The following is a 17,779-nucleotide window of genomic DNA, read 5'->3' on the forward strand; positions in this document are numbered from 1 at the left end:
AGGAGTGCATCGTCGAGTTCGTCCTGGACGACCTGGAGACGATCAAGGCGCGCATCGCCCGTCATGCCGAGGAGCTGGCGAAGGCGGCTGCGGCGAAAGCGGCGGAAGCCGCCGCCAAACCGCCGGCCGCGCCGGCGGACCCCGCCGGGGGGGAGAAGAAATGAGCCTGAGCGGCATCAACTTTCCGTCGGACATCCTGTTTCTCGGCGTGGCGGCGCTCACGGTCGGGGCGGCCGTCCTGGTCTGCATCCTTCCGAACATCATCCATACGGCCGTCGCGCTCCTGTTCGCGCTGATCGGCGTGGCGGGGATCTACCTCTTCCTCTCCGCCGACTTCCTCGCCGCCACGCAGATGCTGGTCTACGTCGGCGGCATCATGATGCTCATGCTGTTCGCGGTCTTCCTGTCGAATCGGATCCACACCGCGAGCATCAGCAACCCGTCCCGCTTCCGCCTTCCCGCCGCGGTGATCTGCCTGTGCATCTTCGGGATTCTTGCGCTGACCGCCGTGACGACGCCGTTCAAGGTGAGGCCGGGCCAGTATCTTCCCACGACCGCCGGCATCGGGGAGCTCGTGATGACGCAGTACCTGCTCCCCTTCGAGGTCGCTTCCGTGCTTCTCCTCGCGGCGCTCATCGGGGCGGCCATGATTTCCCGGCCTTCCCGGCCGGCCGAGGACCAGGAGGACGCGAAATAATGATGACGCTCCAGGCGTTCCTCATCGTCAGCGCGGCGCTTTTCTGCTGCGGCCTCTACATCGTGATGACCCGCAGCAACGGGGTGGCGGTCCTCATGGGCGTCGAGCTCATTCTGAACGCCGCGAACATCAACTTCGTGGCCTTCGCGCACTACTTTTCCGGCGTGATGGGGGGGCAGATCTTCGCGGTCTTCGTCATCGTCCTGGCGGCCGCGGAGTCCGCCGTCGCATTGGCCATCTTCCTGCGGCTGTACGCGAATACGGGATCGGTGGAAGTGGACACCGCCGACCGGCTGAAAGGGTAGACCGTTGATCCGATACGCATACATCATCCCGTTCCTGCCGCTGGCCTCCTTCCTCATCAACATCTTCTTCGGCAAGCGGCTGCCCCGGAAGGGCGACTGGGTCTCGCTGGCCACCATCGCAACGGCCCTGGTCATGGCCATCGGCATTCTCATCGAGGTTCTCCAGGCGTTCGACCCGAACTTCCGGTACCACGTCGTCTACCCCTGGCTGTCCATCACCGACCGTTTCTCGCTCAACGTCGGCATCCTGGTGGACAACGTCACCGCGATCATGCTCGTGGTGGTCACCCTGGTCTCGACGCTGGTGCACCTGTACTCCGTCGGGTACATGCACGGAGATCCCCGGTACAACCGGTTCTTCGCGTACCTGTCGATCTTCTCGTTCTCGATGCTCGGGCTGGTCCTCGCCGAGAGCTTCTTCTTCATGTTCGTCTTCTGGGAACTGGTCGGCCTCTCCTCCTACCTGCTGATCGGGTTCTGGTTCGAGAAGAAGTCGGCCTCCGATGCGGGGAAAAAGGCGTTCGTCGTCAACCGGGTGGGCGACTACGGCTTCCTCGTCGGGATCATGATCGTCTTCGCGACCTGCGGGGTCCTCGGTTTCGACCAGGTGTTCGAGGCCATCGGCGCCGGGAAGCTGTCCGGCTCCCTCCTGACCTTCGCGGGAATCGGGATCTTCTGCGGCGCCATCGGCAAGTCCGCGCAGTTCCCCCTGCATGTCTGGCTCCCCGACGCCATGGAAGGCCCCACGCCGGTCTCCGCGTTGATCCACGCCGCCACGATGGTCGCGGCCGGCGTCTACCTCGTCGGCCGGGTCTTCCCGATGTTCACCCCGGACGCATTCCTCGTCATCGCGTACTTCGGGCTCATCACGCTGTTCATCTCCGCCACGATCGCCCTGACGCAGAACGACATCAAGAAAGTGCTCGCCTACTCGACCTGCTCCCAGCTCGGCTTCATGGTCCTTGGGCTGGGGGTCGGCGGCTACACGGCGGGGCTGGCGCACCTCACGACCCACGCGGCCTTCAAGGCGTGCCTGTTCCTCGGCTCCGGCTCGGTGATCCACGCCGTACACAGCCAGGACATCCAGGAGATGGGCGGCCTGCGCAAGAAGATGCCGATCACCTTCTACACCTTCCTCATCGCCACCCTTGCGATCGCCGGCGTACCCCTGTTCTCGGGCTTCTACTCCAAGGACATGATCCTGGCGGCGGCCCTCGAGTTCGGGATGAGGAACCCCCAGCACTACCCCCTGTTCTTCATCACGCTGCTGACGGCCGGGATGACCGCATTCTACATGTTCCGCATGGTGATCCTGACTTTCTTCGGGACCCCCAGGGACCACCACAAGTACGACCACGCGCACGAGTCTCCGCCGAACATGACGATCCCGCTGATCATTCTGGCGGTGCTGTCCTTCTCCATCTGGTTCGAACCCTGGTTCGGGAAGCTGGTCGTGAAGCCGAAGACCGTTGCCAGCGTCGCCGCCGTTTCCGCGGCGCACGCCCCGGAGCCCGCGGCTCCCGCCGCCCACGAGGCGGCTCCCCCTGCGGCCGCCCCTGCGGCGCAGGAAGCGGCGCCTCCCGCCCCGGCCCCGGCGGAGCATGCCGCCCCGGCCTCCGTGGAGCATGCGGCCCCGGCGCACGCGGAAGCGCACGACGCCGCTCACGACGAGCATCTCGCGCACACGGCGCATACGTACGCCATGTACTCCTCGGTGGCCGTCGGCGCCCTCGGCATCCTCCTCGCCTTCGGGATCTACATGTTCGGCTGGGTGGACCCCAAGGCCACGGCCGAGAGGTTCCAGGGGCTCTATAACTTCTCGCTCAACAAGTGGTACTTCGACGAGCTGTACGAGGCCACCGTCATCAACGGCTCCAAGGCATTCTCGCGGGGCTGCGCCTGGTTCGACAACAACGTGGTCGACGGCCTGGTGAACCTTACCGCGCAGCTCGGCGTCTTTTTATCCTTCCTCGTAGGCAAGTTCGACAACGGCGTGATCGACGGCGCCGTGAACGGGGTTGCCGATGTCACGATCGGTAGCGGTTCGATTCTTCGCCGGATCCAGACAGGCAAGCTGTACCACTACGTGTTCATCCTGGCCGGCGGCGCGCTCGTCATTTTCCTGCTGAGAGCTTTATAAGAACGGAGGTGGTCCTTCGTGGGTTACTTTGATAGTCACATCCTGACGTACATGACGTTCCTGCCTCTCCTGGGGGCGGTGCTGATCCTCTGCGTGCCCAAGGGGAAGGACGAGGTGATCAAGGGGATCGCCGCGGTCGCGACGTTCCTGCCCCTGCTCCTCGCGGTCCGCCTGTTCTCCATCTACGACCGGAGCCTGCCGGGCGTCAACACGGCGGACTCCTTCCAGTTCGTCGAGAAATACACCTGGATCCCCAGCATCAACGTCGAGTACTTCGTCGGCGCCGACGGGATCTCGGTTCCCATGATCCTCCTGACGGCCCTTCTGTCGTTCCTCGCGGTCATCGGCTCCTTCGGGATCGAGAAGAAGATCCGGGGCTACATGGCGCTGTTCCTCCTGCTCGAGACCGGCATGATGGGGACCTTCATCGCCCTCGACTTCTTCCTCTTCTACGTGTTCTGGGAAATCATGCTCCTCCCGATGTACTTCCTCATCGGCGTGTGGGGCGGCCCCCGGAAGGAATACGCGGCCATCAAGTTCTTCCTGTACACCCTGGCCGGCTCCGTGCTGATGCTCATCGTCATGCTGGCCCTGTACTTCAACACCACGGACCCCGCGACCGGCAGGCACACCTTCAACCTGCTCCACTACATGTCGCAGAACGTGCACAACGAGTGGCTGAAGGGCTTCGATGTCCGCGTCCTGCTGTTCCTCGGCCTGTTCATCGGCTTCGCGATCAAGGTCCCGCTCTTCCCGTTCCACACCTGGCTTCCCGACGCCCACGTCGAGGCGCCGACCGCCATCTCGGTCATCCTGGCGGGCGTGCTGCTGAAGATGGGGACGTACGGCATGATGCGGATCTCCTTCCCGATCTTCCCCGACGTCACGGTGTACTTCGCCGTCCCGATGGCGATCCTGGGCGTCATCAACATCATCTACGGCGCCCTGTGCGCCATGGCGCAGTCCGACCTGAAGAAACTGGTCGCCTACTCCTCCGTCAGCCACATGGGCTTCTGCCTCCTGGGCATGGCGGCGCTGACGCCGCTGGGCATGGTCGGCGCGGCGATGCAGATGTTCTCCCACGGCCTGATCACCGCCATGTTGTTCTTCCTGGTCGGCGTCGTCTACGACCGGGCGCACCACCGCCAGATCGACGGGTTCGGCGGCCTGGGCGCGGTCGTCCCCATCTACACCGGCTACATCGCCTTCGCGTTCTTCGCTTCGCTGGGCCTGCCCGGTCTTTCGGGATTCATCGCGGAGCAGATGGTGTTCCTCGGCTCCTTCCCGAGCTTCCGGACGCTGGTCATCATCTCCGCCATCGGCATCGTCTTCGTGGCCGCGTTCCACCTCTGGGCGCTCCAGAGGGTGTTCCTCGGGCCGCTGAACCCGAAGTACACGGCCCTTGAAGAGATCAACAAGAGAGAGATGTTCTGCCTCACCCCGCTGGCCCTCCTGGTCCTGTTCGTCGGCGTGTGGCCGATGACCGTGGTGAACCTCATGAGCGTTTCGCTGGTCCGGCTGGTCGATCTCGTGAAGGCGGTGATCTAAGTGGCCACTTTCACAAATACGGCTGCATTCGAGCGCCGCTGCATCCGCTCCTGCTTCGTTGCGCTCCTTGCGCCGTACTTGCCAGTACGCCTCAGTCGCACGCCTTGCCGGCGCGGCGCATCGACGCTCTCGGTGCTACGCCATATTTGTGAAAGGGGCCACTGATGTTCCTGGGCAATCTGGCCAGCATACAGTACTTCCTTCCGGAGTTCGCCGTCACGGCGACGATCCTCCTGCTGATCGTCCTGCGGGTGGCCTCGAAAGACCCGAGGTCCAACGCGTTCGCATACCTCTCCCTCGTCGGCTGCGGCGCCGCGATCCTCCTCGCAGGGATCGTTCCCGTGGGGAAGGGGGCGTCGATGTTCGAGGGGATGGTCGCGTACGACAGCTTCGCCGTCTTCTTCAAGGTCGTGACGGCGCTGGCGACCGTCGTGGTCATCTTCATGACGCTCGACAGCAGGGAGATGGCGGGGACCACCCGGGTGGAGTTCTACGTCCTGCTCATGACCTCGCTGCTCGGCATGTTCCTGCTGTCGTCGTCGACCGATATCGTGATGATCTACCTCGCTCTGGAGCTCGTCTCCATTCCGTCGTACATGATGGCGGGCTACGACAAGGGGAAAGTGCGCTCCACCGAGGCGGCGATGAAGTACGTCGTGTTCGGCGCCACCGCCTCCGGAATCATGATCTACGGCTTCTCGCTGCTCTTCGGCATGGCCGGCTCCACCCACATCGGGGAGATCGGCCGCGTGGTCGCCGCCAATACGGTCACGCTTCCCATGCTCCTCGCCTGCGTCATGGTGGCGGTGGGCTTCGGCTACAAGATCGCAGCCGTCCCGTTCCACATGTGGTGCCCCGACGTGTACGAAGGGGCCCCCACTCCCGCGACCGCCTTCTTCTCCGTCGCCCCCAAGGCCGCCGGGTTCGCGGTCCTGGTCCGCTTCTTCTACACGGTGTTCGCCATGCCGCACCCCGTGGAACCCGAGTGGCAGCTTGCGGCTCCCTCGATCGACTGGACGTTTCTGTTTGCCGTCCTTTCCGCGGTCACCATGACCGTCGGGAACCTGGTGGCCGTGAAGCAGGACAACGTCAAGCGGCTCCTGGCCTATTCGTCGATCGCCCACGCCGGCTATATGCTCATGGGGTTCGTCCTGCTGACTCCCGCCGGGATCCAGGCCGTCCTCTTCTACCTCGTGGTCTACCTGTTCATGAACCTCGGCGCCTTCTACGTCGTCCTGCTGGTCGGCAACGCGACCGACGGGGAGGACATCTCGGATTTCGCGGGGCTCGGCAGCCGCGCCCCCTTCGTCGCGGTCTCGATGGCGGTGTTCCTGTTCGCGCTGACCGGCATCCCGCCGTTTTCCGGCTTCATCGGGAAGCTGTACCTTTTCGCGGAAGTCATCAACCGGGAGCTCTACTGGCTGGTCGTCGTCGCCGCGCTGAACAGCGTCGTCGGCCTGTACTATTACGCCCGGATCGTCCGCTCGATGTTCCTCGACGAGCCCAAGACCGTCTCCGCGATCGCCGTTCCGGCGGTACCCCGCGCCCTGGTGGTCCTTCTTGTGGCACCCACGCTGATTCTTGGGGTATACTGGGAGCCGGTCGCAAGGATCGCTTCCAATTCGCTTCGGATGCTGGTTTTCTGATTCAGCGAGGGAGGTGAAGCGAACCCAGCGATAATCCAAGCCACATAAGGCGGGTCTTATGTCGGGGTTTCTCGAAACCACGAACTTTGCGCACCCGTATTTTCCCGTACTCATTCTTCTGATCATCGCTGTTTTAACCGCGGCCGGTTTGCTTGTCCTTTCCAAAAAAACTGGCCCTCGCGTCTACAACAAGATAAAATACGACGTTTACGAATGCGGCGTCGATCCGCTGGCCCCCGCCACGGTTCGGGTTTCCGTGAAGTTCTACCTGGTCGCCCTTGTCTTCATCATTTTCGACCTGGAGGCGACCTTTCTGTACCCCTGGGCGATCCTGTTCCGGTCGATGGGGATATTGGGATTCATCGAGATGGCCGTGTTCGCGGGGATCCTGCTCGTAGGGCTGTTCTACGTCTGGAAAAAAGGCGCTCTGGAGTGGCAGTGAAACACGAGAAGGACGGATCCCCCGGCTACCTGCTGTCCACCCTCGATGCGCTGGTGGCGTGGGGGAGAAAGTACTCCCTGTTTCCGCTCACCTTCGCCACCGCCTGCTGCGGGATCGAGGTGATGGGCGCCCTCGGGACGCACTACGACATCTCCCGGTTCGGCGCGGAGGTAGTCCGGTTCTCGCCGCGGCAGGCGGACGTCCTTCTCGTCGCGGGGACGGTCAACTACAAGATGGCGCCGGTCCTGCGGCGCATCTACGACCAGATGCTCGAGCCGAAGTGGGTGATCTCGATGGGGGCGTGCGCCTCGTCGGGCGGCTTCTACAACAACTACACGGTCCTCCAGGGGATCGACAAGGTCATGCCCGTGGATGTCTACATCCCCGGCTGCCCGCCGAACCCCGAAGGGATCATCGACGCGGTGGTGCAGATCCAGAAGATCATCGAGACCGGCGCCCCCCGGGCCTCGGAAAGGTGGCCGATCAAGTGAGAAGCGCGCGGTGAGCCGGGTGCTCGACAGGCTGACCGGGGCCTTCGGCCCGGAGATCGTCGCGACCCACTCGGATTTCGGCGACGACACGGCGTCGGTTCGGCCCGGCCGGATCGTGGAGATCCTCGCGTTCCTGCGGGACGACCCGGAAGCTTTGTTCGACTTCGCGATGGACCTCACCGGCGTCGACCACCTCGGCGAGGAGCCCCGGTTCGAGGTCGTGTACCACCTGTATTCCCTGGAGAAGAAGCACCGGGTGCGGATCAAGGTCCGGCTCCCGGAGGACGACCCGACGATCGACACCGCGGTGTCCGTGTGGCCCGGGATCGACTGGTACGAGCGCGAGGCGTTCGACATGTACGGGATCGTCTTCCGTGGCCACCCCAACCTCAAGCGGATCCTGATGTACGAGGGGTTCCAGGGACACCCGCTCCGGAAGGACTATCCGAAAGACAGGCGCCAGCCGACGATCGGGCCGGAGGAATAGTGGAGAAGCTGGACCTGCAGTCCGAGCCGATGATCATCAACATCGGCCCGTCCCACCCGGCGACGCACACCACGCTCCGTCTCCGCACGGTCCTGGACGGCGAGACGATCCTCGACGTCGAGCCCGAGTTCGGCTACCTCCACCGCGGCTTCGAGAAGGAATCGGAAGCCGCCACCTGGACGCAGATCGTCCCCTACACCGACCGGCTGAACTACTGCTCCGCCCTGATGAACAACGTCGGATACGTGATGGCGGTGGAGAAGCTGTGCGGGATCGAGGTGCCGGAGCGGTGCCAATACATCCGCGTCATCGTCTCCGAGCTCTCCCGGATCATCGACCACATGGTCTGCATCGGCACGAACATGGTCGACATCGGGGCTCTGACGAACTTCTGGTACTTCTGGAAGTGCCGCGAGGAGGTGTACAAGGTCCTCGAGGAGCTGTGCGGCGCGCGCCTGACGACGAGCTATACCCGCATCGGCGGGGCGGCGGCCGACGTCCCGGAGGGCTGGACCGACCGCGTGCTGGCGGTCTGCCGCGGCGTGATCCCGGAGGGGATCGCCGACGTGAACCGGCTGCTCACCCGGAACCGGATCTTCATCGATCGCACCCTGGGGATCGGGGCCATCAGCCCGAAGGACGCGATCGCGATGGGTTTCACCGGCCCGTGCCTCCGCGCGGCGGGGGTTCCGCTCGACCTGCGGAAGGACCATCCGTACCTGGTGTACGACCGGTTCGACTTCGACGTTCCGGTGGGCGAGGCAGGAGACACGTGCGACCGGTACATGGTGCGGATGGAGGAGATGCGGCAGTCGATCCGGATCGTCGAGCAGGCGGTGGCGGGGATGCCCGGCGGGCCCGTCAACGCGGAGGATCCGCGCTTCCTCCTCCCCCCGAAGGAGCAGGTGTACGAGAACATCGAGGCCTTGATGAACCACTTCAAGATCATCATGGAGGGGATCCGGGTTCCGGCGGGGGAGGTCTACTCCGCGACCGAGGCGGCCAACGGCGAGCTGGGGTTCTACATCGTCAGCAAGGGAGGCGGCGGCCCCTGGAAGATCAAGGTCCGGCCCCCCTGCTTCCCGCTGTTCCAGGCGATGCCGCGCCTGGTGAAGGGGCACATGATCGCGGACATGATCGCCGTGCTGGGAAGCGTGAACATCGTCGCGGGGGAGCTGGACCGGTGAGCTTTTCGCTGACGGAGGCCGCGCGGGCCGAGCTGGATCGTCTGTTCGCGGGCTACCCGAACCGGGCGGCCGCGATCCTGCCGGCGCTTCACGTCGTGCAGCGGGAGAAGGGGTACGTCCCGGACGAGGCGATCCCCTTCCTTGCGGAGCTGGCGGGCACCTCCCCGGCGGACGTGGAAGGGATCGCGACCTTCTACACGATGTACAACCGCGGGCCGGTCGGCCGATACCACCTCCAGGTCTGCCGGAACCTCTCCTGCTCGCTGATGGGGGCGGAGCACATCATCGCGCACGTGTCGGGGAAGCTGGGGATCCGGCCGGGGGAGACGACGCCCGACGGGATGTTCACCCTGTCGATGGCGGAGTGCCTCGGCTCCTGCGGGACGGCCCCCGTAATGATGGTCAACGACGAATACCACGAGAACCTCACCCCGGAATCGATCGACGCGCTGATCGAACGGCTCCGGGCGGGAGAGTGAGCGGAAGGCGCATGGAGACGGTCCTCACGACGCATTTCGCCGACGAGGGGTTCCGGCGGCTCGAAGGGTACCTCGGCAAGGCGGGGTACGAGGGGCTGCGGAAGGCGGTCGCGATGCCCCGGGAGGCGATCGTCGACGAGGTGAAGAAGGCCAACCTCCGCGGGCGCGGCGGGGCCGGCTTCCCCGCGGGCGTCAAGTGGGGCTTTCTCCCGAAGGACCTTTCCCGCCCCCGCGTGCTGGTCGTCAACGCCGACGAGGGGGAGCCGGGCACCTTCAAGGACCGGCTGATCCTCTCCCGGGGCCCCCACCTCCTGGTGGAGGGGATCGCCATCACCTGCTTCGCCCTGCAGATCCACGAGGCCTGGATCTATATCCGCGGCGAGTACGCCCGCGAGGCGCGGATTCTCGAGGAGGCGCTTTCGGAGGCGCGCGCCGCCGGCTTCCTGGGCAAGGACCTCCTCGGGTCGGGATTCGACCTCGAGGTCGTCCTGCACCGGGGCGCCGGGGCGTACATCTGCGGAGAGGAGACCTCGACGATCAATTCCCTCGAGGGGAAGCGCGGGTGGCCGCGGCTCAAGCCCCCGTTCCCCGCGGCGGTGGGCGCGTTCGGGCGCCCGACGCTCGTCAACAACGTGGAGACGCTGGCCAATGTTCCATGGATCCTCCGGAACGGTGGGGAGCGCTTCGCCGCCCTCGGATGCGAGAAGAACGGCGGGACGCGGCTGGTCGGGGTCAGCGGACCGGTGGTGCGCCCCGGCATCTACGAGCTGCCGGCCAACGCGAACCTGCGCAGCGTCGTCTACGACGTCGCCGGGGGGCTGCGCGACGGGAAGGCGCTGAAGGCCGTCATCCCGGGCGGCTCCTCCACGCCGGTGCTGCGCGCGGACGAGATCGACGTGACGCTCGACATCGAGTCGATGGCGGCGAAGGGCACGATGGCGGGCACCTGCGGCGTCATCGTCATCCCGGAAGGGACCTGCATGGTGCGCGCCCTCTCGGTCTTGATGAACTTCTACGCGCACGAGTCGTGCGGCCAGTGCTCGCCGTGCCGGGAGGGGACCGGCTGGCTCGCGCGGATCGTGGGGCGGATCGAGGCGGGGGAGGGGAAGCCGGGCGACGTCGAGCTGATCCTCGACGTGTGCGACAACATGTCCGGCCGCACCATCTGCGCCCTGGCGGACGCGGCGGCCATGCCCGCCCAGTCGTTCATCGGGAAGTTCCGCGGGGAATTCGACCGGCACATCGCGGAGGGGAAATGCCGACCCTGACGATCAACGGGACGGCGGTGAGCGTCCCCGAGGGGACGACGATCCTCAACGCCGCGAAGCAGGCGGGGATCCACATCCCGCACTACTGCTTCCATCCGCACCTCTCCGTCGCCGGGAACTGCCGGATGTGCCTGGTGGAGGTGGAGAAGCTGCCCAAGCTGCAGACCGCCTGCTCCACGGCGGTCACGGAGGGGATGGTCGTGCGCACCGACACGGAGAAGGTGCGCAAGGCGGTCACGGGCGTCCTCGAGTTCATCCTCCTTCATCACCCGATCGACTGCCCCATCTGCGACCAGGCGGGGGAGTGCGGACTGCAGGACTACTACATGGTCTACGGGCTCCACAAGAGCCGCCAGCCGCTCCGGGACAAGATCCACAAGAAGAAGGTGCAGCGCATCGGGGGGCAGATCGTCCTCGACGCGGAGCGCTGCATCCTCTGTTCCCGATGCGTGCGGTTCCTCGACGAGGTGACCGGCACCCGGGAGCTCCAGTTCTTCCGGCGCGGCGACCATTCCGAGATCTCCGTCTTCCCCGGGCGGCCGCTCGGCAACAATTACACCGGGAACCTCGCCGACATCTGCCCCGTGGGCGCCCTGACGAACGCGGATTTCCGGTTCAAGTGCCGCGTGTGGTACCTGAAGGGGGCCGACTCGATCTGCACCGGCTGTTCCCGCGGATGCAACGTGCATCTGCATTTCAAGGAGAAGGATCGCGTCCTGTACCGCAGCAAGCCGCGGGTGAACGACGCGGTCAACCGGGCCTGGATGTGCGATTTCGGCCGCCTCGAGTATAAAAAGGCGAACGAGGACCGCCTGCTGGTCCCGTTCCTCCGGGAGGACGGGTCGGAGAAAACCGTTCCGTGGGGCGCGGTGATCCCGCAGGCCGCCCACGCGCTGTCGCATGCGGCCAACAGGCACGGAAAGGATTCCGTGGCGGTGATCGCCTCCCCGCAGTCCTCCAACGAGGAGCTTTATCTCGTCCGCAGGATCGCCTGGGAGCTGCTCGGGACCGGGAACCTGGCCTTCACCGACCGCGCGCCGGGGGACGGCCTCGAAGACGATTTCCTGATCCGCGCGGACAAGAACCCCAACAGCCGTGGCGCGAGGCTCCTCGGGATCCCCGACGGGGAGGCCTTCGACGCCCTGCTCGGGAGGATCGCCGGGGGAGGCATCCGCACTCTCCTGCTGTTCGGGAACGTCTTGGGCGCCCTGCCGGAGGAGGAGGTCCGGCGGCTGCTGTCCAAAGTCCCCTTCGTCGCCCAGGTGGGCACCAACAACGGGCCGGTGTCGCGGGCCGCGCACGCGGTCATGCCGCAGGCCTCCTTCGCCGAGCGCGGGGGGACCTTCACCAACTGCGACGGGCGGGTGCAGCGGTTCCACGCGGGATTTCCGCCGCGGGGGAAGGCCAGGGAAGCGATCGGGATCCTGGTCGACCTGGCGAAACGGCTCGGGGCCGAATGGTCCTGGCGGGACGAGCGGGCGGTGTTCCTGGAGATGTCGCGGCGCGAGCCGCCCTTCGCAGGGATGAGCTACGAGTCCATCGGCGCGGCGGGGCAGGAGGCCAACCCATGACGGGCCCCGTCTTCGACCTGCTGGTCGTGCTCATCCGGATCGTGGTGGTCTTCTCTTTCTGCATGGGGCTGGTCGTGGTGTTCACCTGGGTGGAGCGCAAGGGGGCGGCCTACATCCAGGACCGCCGCGGCCCGAACCGGGCCTCCATCCTGGGGATCCGCGCCTGGGGGATGTTCCACCCGCTGGCCGACGCGATCAAGTTCCTCTTCAAGGAGGACTTCGTCCCGGACAACGCGCACCGCCTCTTCTACCAGATCGCGCCCATGTTCGTCCTCGCGCCGGTCATCCTGTCCATCGCCGTGATCCCCTTCGGGCCGGACATCACGATCTTCGGGCGGAGGGTCATGCTGCAGATCGCGGACCTGAACATGGGGATCCTTTACGTCTTCGCCGTCTCGGGGATGACCGTCTACGGCGTGGTCCTCGGCGGGTGGGCCAGCGGCAGCAAGTACCCTCTCCTGGGGGGGCTGCGCTCCGCCGCCCAGATGATGTCCTACGAGCTTTCCATGGGGCTGTCGCTCGTCGGGATCTTCATGGTGTTCGAGTCGCTGCGGCTTTCCCGGATCGTGCTGGGGCAGGGGGAGCTGTTGTTCGGCCTGATCCCGAAGTGGGGGGTCGTCGTCCAGCCGGTGGGATTCATCCTGTTCCTGACGGCCCAGTTCGCCGAGGCGAACCGCACCCCCTTCGACCTGCCGGAAGGGGAATCGGAGCTGGTGGGCGGGTACCACACGGAGTACGGCTCATTCAAGTTCTCCATGTTCATGATGGGGGAATACCTCCACATGGTGGTCGGCGCGGTCATCGTGTCGACGCTGTTCTTCGGCGGCTGGCAGGTGCCGTACCTGCTCGACACGGGGTTCCTCTTCCCGGGCGGCTTTTCGGTGGGGCTGCCGGAGATCGTGGTCCTGGCGCTGCGGACCGGGTCGATCTTCCTGAAAACGCTCTTCTTCACCTGGCTCTACGTCTGGGTCCGCTGGACGATCCCGCGGTTCCGGTACGACCAGGTGATGCGGCTGGGGTGGAAGGTGATGCTGCCGCTTTGCATCGCCAACATCTTCGCGACGGGGCTGGTTCTGCTGTTGCTGGACGGCAGGTAGAGGGGCAGGCCGGAGACGACATGGCGATCGGCGTAAAAAAGGTGGCGCGGCCGCGGAAGATGTCCGTTCCGGAGGCCGTGTATCTCCTGGAGATCGCGAAGGGGCTCTGCCTCACGGTGTGGCATCTCCTCCGCAACATCTTCCGCCAGGAGCGGATCCGGACGATCGAGTATCCCGAGGTCCGCCGGACGATGCCCCCGCGGTTCCGGGGCAGGCACCGTCTCATGAAGCGGGCGAACGGCGATCCCCGGTGCGTGGCGTGCTTCTGCTGCCCCACCGCCTGCCCGGCGAAATGCATCACGATCGTGGCGGGGGAGTCGCCCGACCCGACGGTGGAGAAATACCCGGTGCGGTTCGACATCGACATGCTTCGGTGCGTCTTCTGCGGCCTGTGCGTGGAGGCGTGCCCGATGGACGCGATCCGGATGGACACCGGGTGGTTCACCCCTCCGGACGGCACGCGCGAGAAGCTCATCTTCACGATCGACACCCTTCTGGAGAAGTAGGGGAGCGATGGAAACGTTTCTCTTCATCCTGTTCGGGGCGATGGCGGTCGGCGCTTCGATCATGGTGGTGACCCGCAGGCACCCGCTGGCCTCGGCGCTCTACCTGATCCTGGCGCTGGTCTCCGTGGCGGCGCTGTTCGTGCTGCGGCAGGCCCACTTCCTCGCGGCGATCCAGGTGATCGTCTACGCCGGGGCGGTCATCGTCCTGTTCGTCTTCGTCATCATGCTGACCAACGTCCCCGAGGACCGGCTCCCGGTGGAGCGCGCCACGGCGCTGCGCGTCGTCGGGCTTTCCGCGGCGGCGCTCCTCCTCCTGGAGGGCGCCCTGATCGCCGGGCGGTTCGCGATGCCGAAGGATCACGACGCCGGGGGCGGGACGGTGGAGGCCGTGGGGCGGGCGCTGTTCACGGATTACCTCCTGGCGTTCGAGCTCACGTCGGTCCTGCTCCTGGCCGCCGTGATCGGTGCGGTCGCCTTGGCGAAGAAGAAAATCTGACGGGGGACGCCTGGATGATCGAGCCGTCGGCATATCTGCTCCTCTCCGCGATCCTGTTCGGCATCGGAGTCGTCGGGGTGGTCACCCGGAAGAACGTGCTCATCATCCTCATGAGCGTAGAGGTGATGCTCAACGGGGTGAACCTGACGTTCGTCGCCGTCGGGTCGTACCTGGGGGACGCCACCGGAGGGGTCTTCGCGTTCATGGTCATCACCGTGGCGGCCGCCGAGGCGGCGGTGGGGCTGGCGCTGCTGATCGCCCTGTTCCGCCTCCGGGAGACGGTCGACATCACGGAGCTGAAGGTCCTCAAATGGTGAGCGGCGCCCTCGGATATCTCTGGCTGGTCCCGGCGCTCCCGCTGCTCGGAGTGGCGCTGAACGGCGCGCTGGCGCTGTTCGCCGAGCGGCCGATCCTGCTTTCGGAGGGGGAGCGCGCGGCGCATCCGCACGGGGAGCACCCTCCGCCGGCTCCCGCCTACCGGAGAGCGGTGGCGCTCCTCGCCCCCGGAGTGGTCGGCGCCTCCTTCGTGACGGCCGTCCTGTGCGTGCTTTCGCTCGCGGCGCGCCCCTCGGGGGAGCGGCTGTTCGTCCAGGAGCTCTTCCCGTGGATCGAGGCGGGGGCGTTCCGGGCGCCCGTGGCCTTCCAGCTCGACCCGCTCTCCTCGGTGATGATCCTGGTGGTCACCGGCGTCGGGTTCCTGATCCACGTCTACTCCGTGGGGTACATGTCGCACGAGCGCGCCTTCGCCCGGTATTTCGTGTACCTGAACCTGTTCATGTTCGCCATGCTCCTGCTGGTCCTTGCGGACAACTTCCTGCTCATGTTCGTCGGCTGGGAGGGCGTGGGGCTGTGCTCCTACCTCCTCATCGGCTTCTGGTACGAGAAGCAGAGCGCCGCCGACGCGGGCAAGAAGGCGTTCGTGGTGAACCGCATCGGCGACTTCGGTTTCCTCCTGGCCATGTTCCTGATCTTCTGGACCTTCGGCTCGCTCACCTACGGGGACGTGTTCTCCCGCGCGCCGGCGCTTTCCGCCGACGGGACGCTGACGGCGGGGCTGGCCACGGCGATCACGCTGCTCATGTTCCTCGGCGCGACCGGCAAGTCCGCGCAGATCCCCCTGTACGTGTGGCTCCCCGACGCGATGGAGGGCCCCACGCCGGTCTCGGCCCTCATCCACGCCGCGACGATGGTGACCGCCGGAGTGTACATGATCGCCCGCTCGAGCGCCCTCTTCCTGCTGGCCCCCGACACGCTCATGGTCGTGGCCGTCGTCGGGGCCGCCACGGCGATCTTCTCCGCGACCATCGGGATCTGCCAGACCGACATCAAGCGGGTGCTGGCGTACTCCACGGTGTCGCAGCTCGGGTACATGTTCCTCGCCTGCGGCGTCGGCGCCTTCACCGCGGGGATCTTCCACCTGACGACGCACGCCTTCTTCAAGGCGCTCCTGTTCCTGGGCTCCGGATCGGTGATCCACGCCCTCTCCGGCGAACAGGACCTGCGGAGGATGGGAGGACTCAAGGGGCGCATCCCGGTCACCTTCCTCACCATGCTCGTCGCCACCCTCGCCATCGCGGGGATCCCCGGCCTTTCCGGATTCTTCTCGAAGGACGAGATCCTGTGGCAGTCGTTCTCGTCGCCCATGGGAGGGGCCGCGCTCTGGGCCGTGGCGGCGGCCGCGGCGGGGATCACGGCGTTCTACATGTTCCGGCTGGTCTTCCTCGCCTTCTACGGCGATTCGCGGATGGACCCCAAGGTGGAGAAGCACGTTCATGAGTCCCCCCCGTCCATGACCGTTCCCCTCATGATCCTGGCGCTGCTTTCCGTGACCGGCGGCTGGATCGGGATCCCGGCGGTCCTCGGAGGCGCCGTCGGGGTTCCCAACCTCTTCGAGCATTGGCTGGCTCCCGTGTTCCACGGGGGCGCACCGGCGGCGGCCCACGGCGCGGGGGAGGCCGCCCACCATTCGGCGGCCCTCGAGATCGGCCTCATGGCGCTGTCCGTCGGGATCGCCCTCGGCGGCATCGCGCTCGCGTACCGCCTCTACCGGGCCCGCCCCGAAAAGCCCGCCGAGATCGCGCGGCGGTGGCCCGTCCTCTACGACGCGGTCCGGAACAAGTATTACGTAGACGAGATCTACGAGTGGGCGGTGGTGCGGAGGGTCGTGGCCGGGGCCGAGTGGCTGTGGAGCGCGTTCGACGCGCACTTCATCGACGGGATCGTGAACGGCCTCGGGAACCTGGTCCGGGACGCGGGCGGGCGGGTCCGGCGCCTCCAGGCCGGGATCGTGGGAGGATACGCCCTCTCGCTGCTTGCGGGCGCGGTCCTCCTCGTCGGCTACATCCTCTACCGGAGCGCCGGGCGATGACGGGCCTCTGGATCCTCGACGGCCACCTGCTGTCCGTCCTCGTCTTCCTGCCGCTGGCGGGGGGCGCGGCGCTCCTCTTCCTCCCGCGGGAAGAGGAAGGGCCGATCCGGAGCTTCGCCCTCCTGGTCTCCCTGGCGGAGTTCCTGATTTCGCTGCTGGCGGTCGCCCGGTTCGAGCCGGGAACGGCGGCGATGCAGCTCTCCGAAAGCGTCCCCTGGATCCCCAGGTACGGGATCGGGTACATCGTCGGGGTGGACGGCATCTCCCTGTGGCTGCTGATGCTCACCACCTTCATCACCCCGATCGCCATCCTGTCCGCCTGGACCGCGATCGAGCGGCACGTCAAGGAGTTCATGGTCTTCATGCTCGTCCTGGAGACCGCGATGGTGGGGGTGTTCGTCGCCGTCGACCTGTTCCTTTTCTACGTGTTCTGGGAGCTGGTCCTCATCCCGATGTACTTCCTCATCGGGGTGTGGGGCGGCGAGCGCCGGATCTACGCCGCGATCAAGTTCTTCCTCTACACGTTCGTCGGCTCCGTCCTCATGCTGGTCGCGATCCTTGCGCTCTATTTCCACCACCACGAGGTCGCGGGCTTCTACACGACCGACCTTTTGAAGCTGTACGACGTGGCGATCCCGCCGCATCTCCAGCTCTGGCTCTTCGGGGCCTTCTTCCTCGCGTTCGCCTTCAAGGTGCCGATGTTCCCGTTCCACACGTGGCTTCCCGACGCGCACGTCGAGGCGCCCACGGCGGGCTCGGTCATCCTGGCGGCGATCCTCCTGAAGATGGGGACCTACGGTTTCCTGCGCTTCTCCGTGGCGCTGTTCCCTGCGGCGGCGGCCGAGTTCGCCCGGCCGATCGCCGCCCTGGCGGTGATCGGGATCGTCTACGGCGCCCTCGTGTCGATGGTGCAGAAGGACGTCAAGAAGCTGGTGGCGTACTCCTCCGTCTCCCACCTTGGATTCGTCATGCTCGGCCTGTTCGCATTCAACCTGCAGGGGATCGAGGGCGGGATCCTCCAGATGATCAACCACGGGATCTCGACCGGGGC

Annotated in this window: 18 protein-coding genes; all 18 read left to right on the plus strand. The window is 66.0% G+C overall.

Annotation, left to right across the window (positions count from 1 at the left end; translation table 11 throughout):
- Positions 1–160 precede the first annotated feature (160 nt).
- Positions 161–697, plus strand: coding sequence for an NADH-quinone oxidoreductase subunit J (locus AB1346_09635; protein ID MEW6720699.1), 537 nt, complete (start codon positions 161–163; stop codon positions 695–697).
- A complete protein-coding gene (gene nuoK / locus AB1346_09640) occupies positions 697–1,002 on the plus strand; it encodes an NADH-quinone oxidoreductase subunit NuoK (GenBank protein MEW6720700.1) in 306 nt (101 codons plus the stop codon). The genes AB1346_09635 and nuoK (AB1346_09640) overlap by 1 nt, the downstream gene beginning before the upstream one ends.
- Before the next feature lie 4 nt (positions 1,003–1,006).
- Positions 1,007–3,142, plus strand: a complete 2,136-nt coding sequence (gene nuoL, locus AB1346_09645; protein ID MEW6720701.1) for an NADH-quinone oxidoreductase subunit L — start codon at positions 1,007–1,009, stop codon at positions 3,140–3,142.
- A gap of 51 nt (positions 3,143–3,193) precedes the next feature.
- The gene (locus AB1346_09650; protein ID MEW6720702.1) at positions 3,194–4,690 is read left to right on the plus strand and encodes an NADH-quinone oxidoreductase subunit M; all 1,497 of its coding nucleotides are present in this window, start codon (positions 3,194–3,196) and stop codon (positions 4,688–4,690) included.
- A gap of 164 nt (positions 4,691–4,854) precedes the next feature.
- On the plus strand, positions 4,855–6,336 hold the full coding sequence (locus AB1346_09655) for an NADH-quinone oxidoreductase subunit N (GenBank protein MEW6720703.1): 1,482 nt from the start codon (positions 4,855–4,857) through the stop codon (positions 6,334–6,336).
- 58 nt (positions 6,337–6,394) lie between these two features.
- Positions 6,395–6,778, plus strand: a complete 384-nt coding sequence (gene ndhC, locus AB1346_09660) for an NADH-quinone oxidoreductase subunit A (protein MEW6720704.1) — start codon at positions 6,395–6,397, stop codon at positions 6,776–6,778.
- A complete protein-coding gene (gene nuoB / locus AB1346_09665) occupies positions 6,775–7,269 on the plus strand; it encodes an NADH-quinone oxidoreductase subunit NuoB (protein MEW6720705.1) in 495 nt (164 codons plus the stop codon). The genes ndhC and nuoB overlap by 4 nt, the downstream gene beginning before the upstream one ends.
- Before the next feature lie 10 nt (positions 7,270–7,279).
- On the plus strand, positions 7,280–7,756 hold the full coding sequence (locus AB1346_09670) for an NADH-quinone oxidoreductase subunit C (GenBank protein ID MEW6720706.1): 477 nt from the start codon (positions 7,280–7,282) through the stop codon (positions 7,754–7,756).
- Positions 7,756–8,943 (plus strand): NADH dehydrogenase (quinone) subunit D, encoded by a 1,188-nt coding sequence (nuoD, locus tag AB1346_09675; protein MEW6720707.1) that lies wholly within the window; start codon positions 7,756–7,758, stop codon positions 8,941–8,943. The genes AB1346_09670 and nuoD overlap by 1 nt, the downstream gene beginning before the upstream one ends.
- Positions 8,940–9,422 (plus strand): NADH-quinone oxidoreductase subunit NuoE, encoded by a 483-nt coding sequence (gene nuoE, locus AB1346_09680; GenBank protein ID MEW6720708.1) that lies wholly within the window; start codon positions 8,940–8,942, stop codon positions 9,420–9,422. Before nuoD ends, nuoE begins: the two co-directional genes overlap by 4 nt.
- A complete protein-coding gene (gene nuoF / locus AB1346_09685) occupies positions 9,419–10,690 on the plus strand; it encodes an NADH-quinone oxidoreductase subunit NuoF (protein ID MEW6720709.1) in 1,272 nt (423 codons plus the stop codon). The genes nuoE and nuoF overlap by 4 nt, the downstream gene beginning before the upstream one ends.
- Positions 10,678–12,261 (plus strand): 2Fe-2S iron-sulfur cluster-binding protein, encoded by a 1,584-nt coding sequence (locus tag AB1346_09690; GenBank protein ID MEW6720710.1) that lies wholly within the window; start codon positions 10,678–10,680, stop codon positions 12,259–12,261. Before nuoF ends, AB1346_09690 begins: the two co-directional genes overlap by 13 nt.
- Positions 12,258–13,358 (plus strand): NADH-quinone oxidoreductase subunit NuoH, encoded by a 1,101-nt coding sequence (gene nuoH / locus AB1346_09695; GenBank protein MEW6720711.1) that lies wholly within the window; start codon positions 12,258–12,260, stop codon positions 13,356–13,358. The genes AB1346_09690 and nuoH overlap by 4 nt, the downstream gene beginning before the upstream one ends.
- Before the next feature lie 20 nt (positions 13,359–13,378).
- Positions 13,379–13,864 carry an NADH-quinone oxidoreductase subunit I gene (locus AB1346_09700; GenBank protein MEW6720712.1) on the plus strand — a complete coding sequence of 162 codons (486 nt, stop codon included), beginning with the start codon at positions 13,379–13,381 and terminating at the stop codon, positions 13,862–13,864.
- A 7-nt stretch (positions 13,865–13,871) separates the two neighbouring features.
- Entirely contained in the window at positions 13,872–14,360 is a 489-nt protein-coding gene (locus AB1346_09705) for an NADH-quinone oxidoreductase subunit J (GenBank protein ID MEW6720713.1), read from the plus strand.
- Positions 14,361–14,374: 14 nt separating this feature from the next.
- The gene (gene nuoK / locus AB1346_09710; protein ID MEW6720714.1) at positions 14,375–14,677 is read left to right on the plus strand and encodes an NADH-quinone oxidoreductase subunit NuoK; all 303 of its coding nucleotides are present in this window, start codon (positions 14,375–14,377) and stop codon (positions 14,675–14,677) included.
- Positions 14,671–16,728 (plus strand): NADH-quinone oxidoreductase subunit L, encoded by a 2,058-nt coding sequence (nuoL, locus tag AB1346_09715; protein ID MEW6720715.1) that lies wholly within the window; start codon positions 14,671–14,673, stop codon positions 16,726–16,728. The genes nuoK (AB1346_09710) and nuoL (AB1346_09715) overlap by 7 nt, the downstream gene beginning before the upstream one ends.
- Positions 16,725–17,779, plus strand: a 1,055-nt coding sequence (locus AB1346_09720; protein MEW6720716.1) for an NADH-quinone oxidoreductase subunit M, incomplete at its 3' end; no start/stop codon positions are given. The genes nuoL (AB1346_09715) and AB1346_09720, both read left to right, overlap by 4 nt.

Source organism: Thermodesulfobacteriota bacterium (assembly GCA_040758155.1).
Classification (GTDB): Bacteria; Desulfobacterota; Deferrimicrobia; order Deferrimicrobiales; family Deferrimicrobiaceae; genus UBA2219.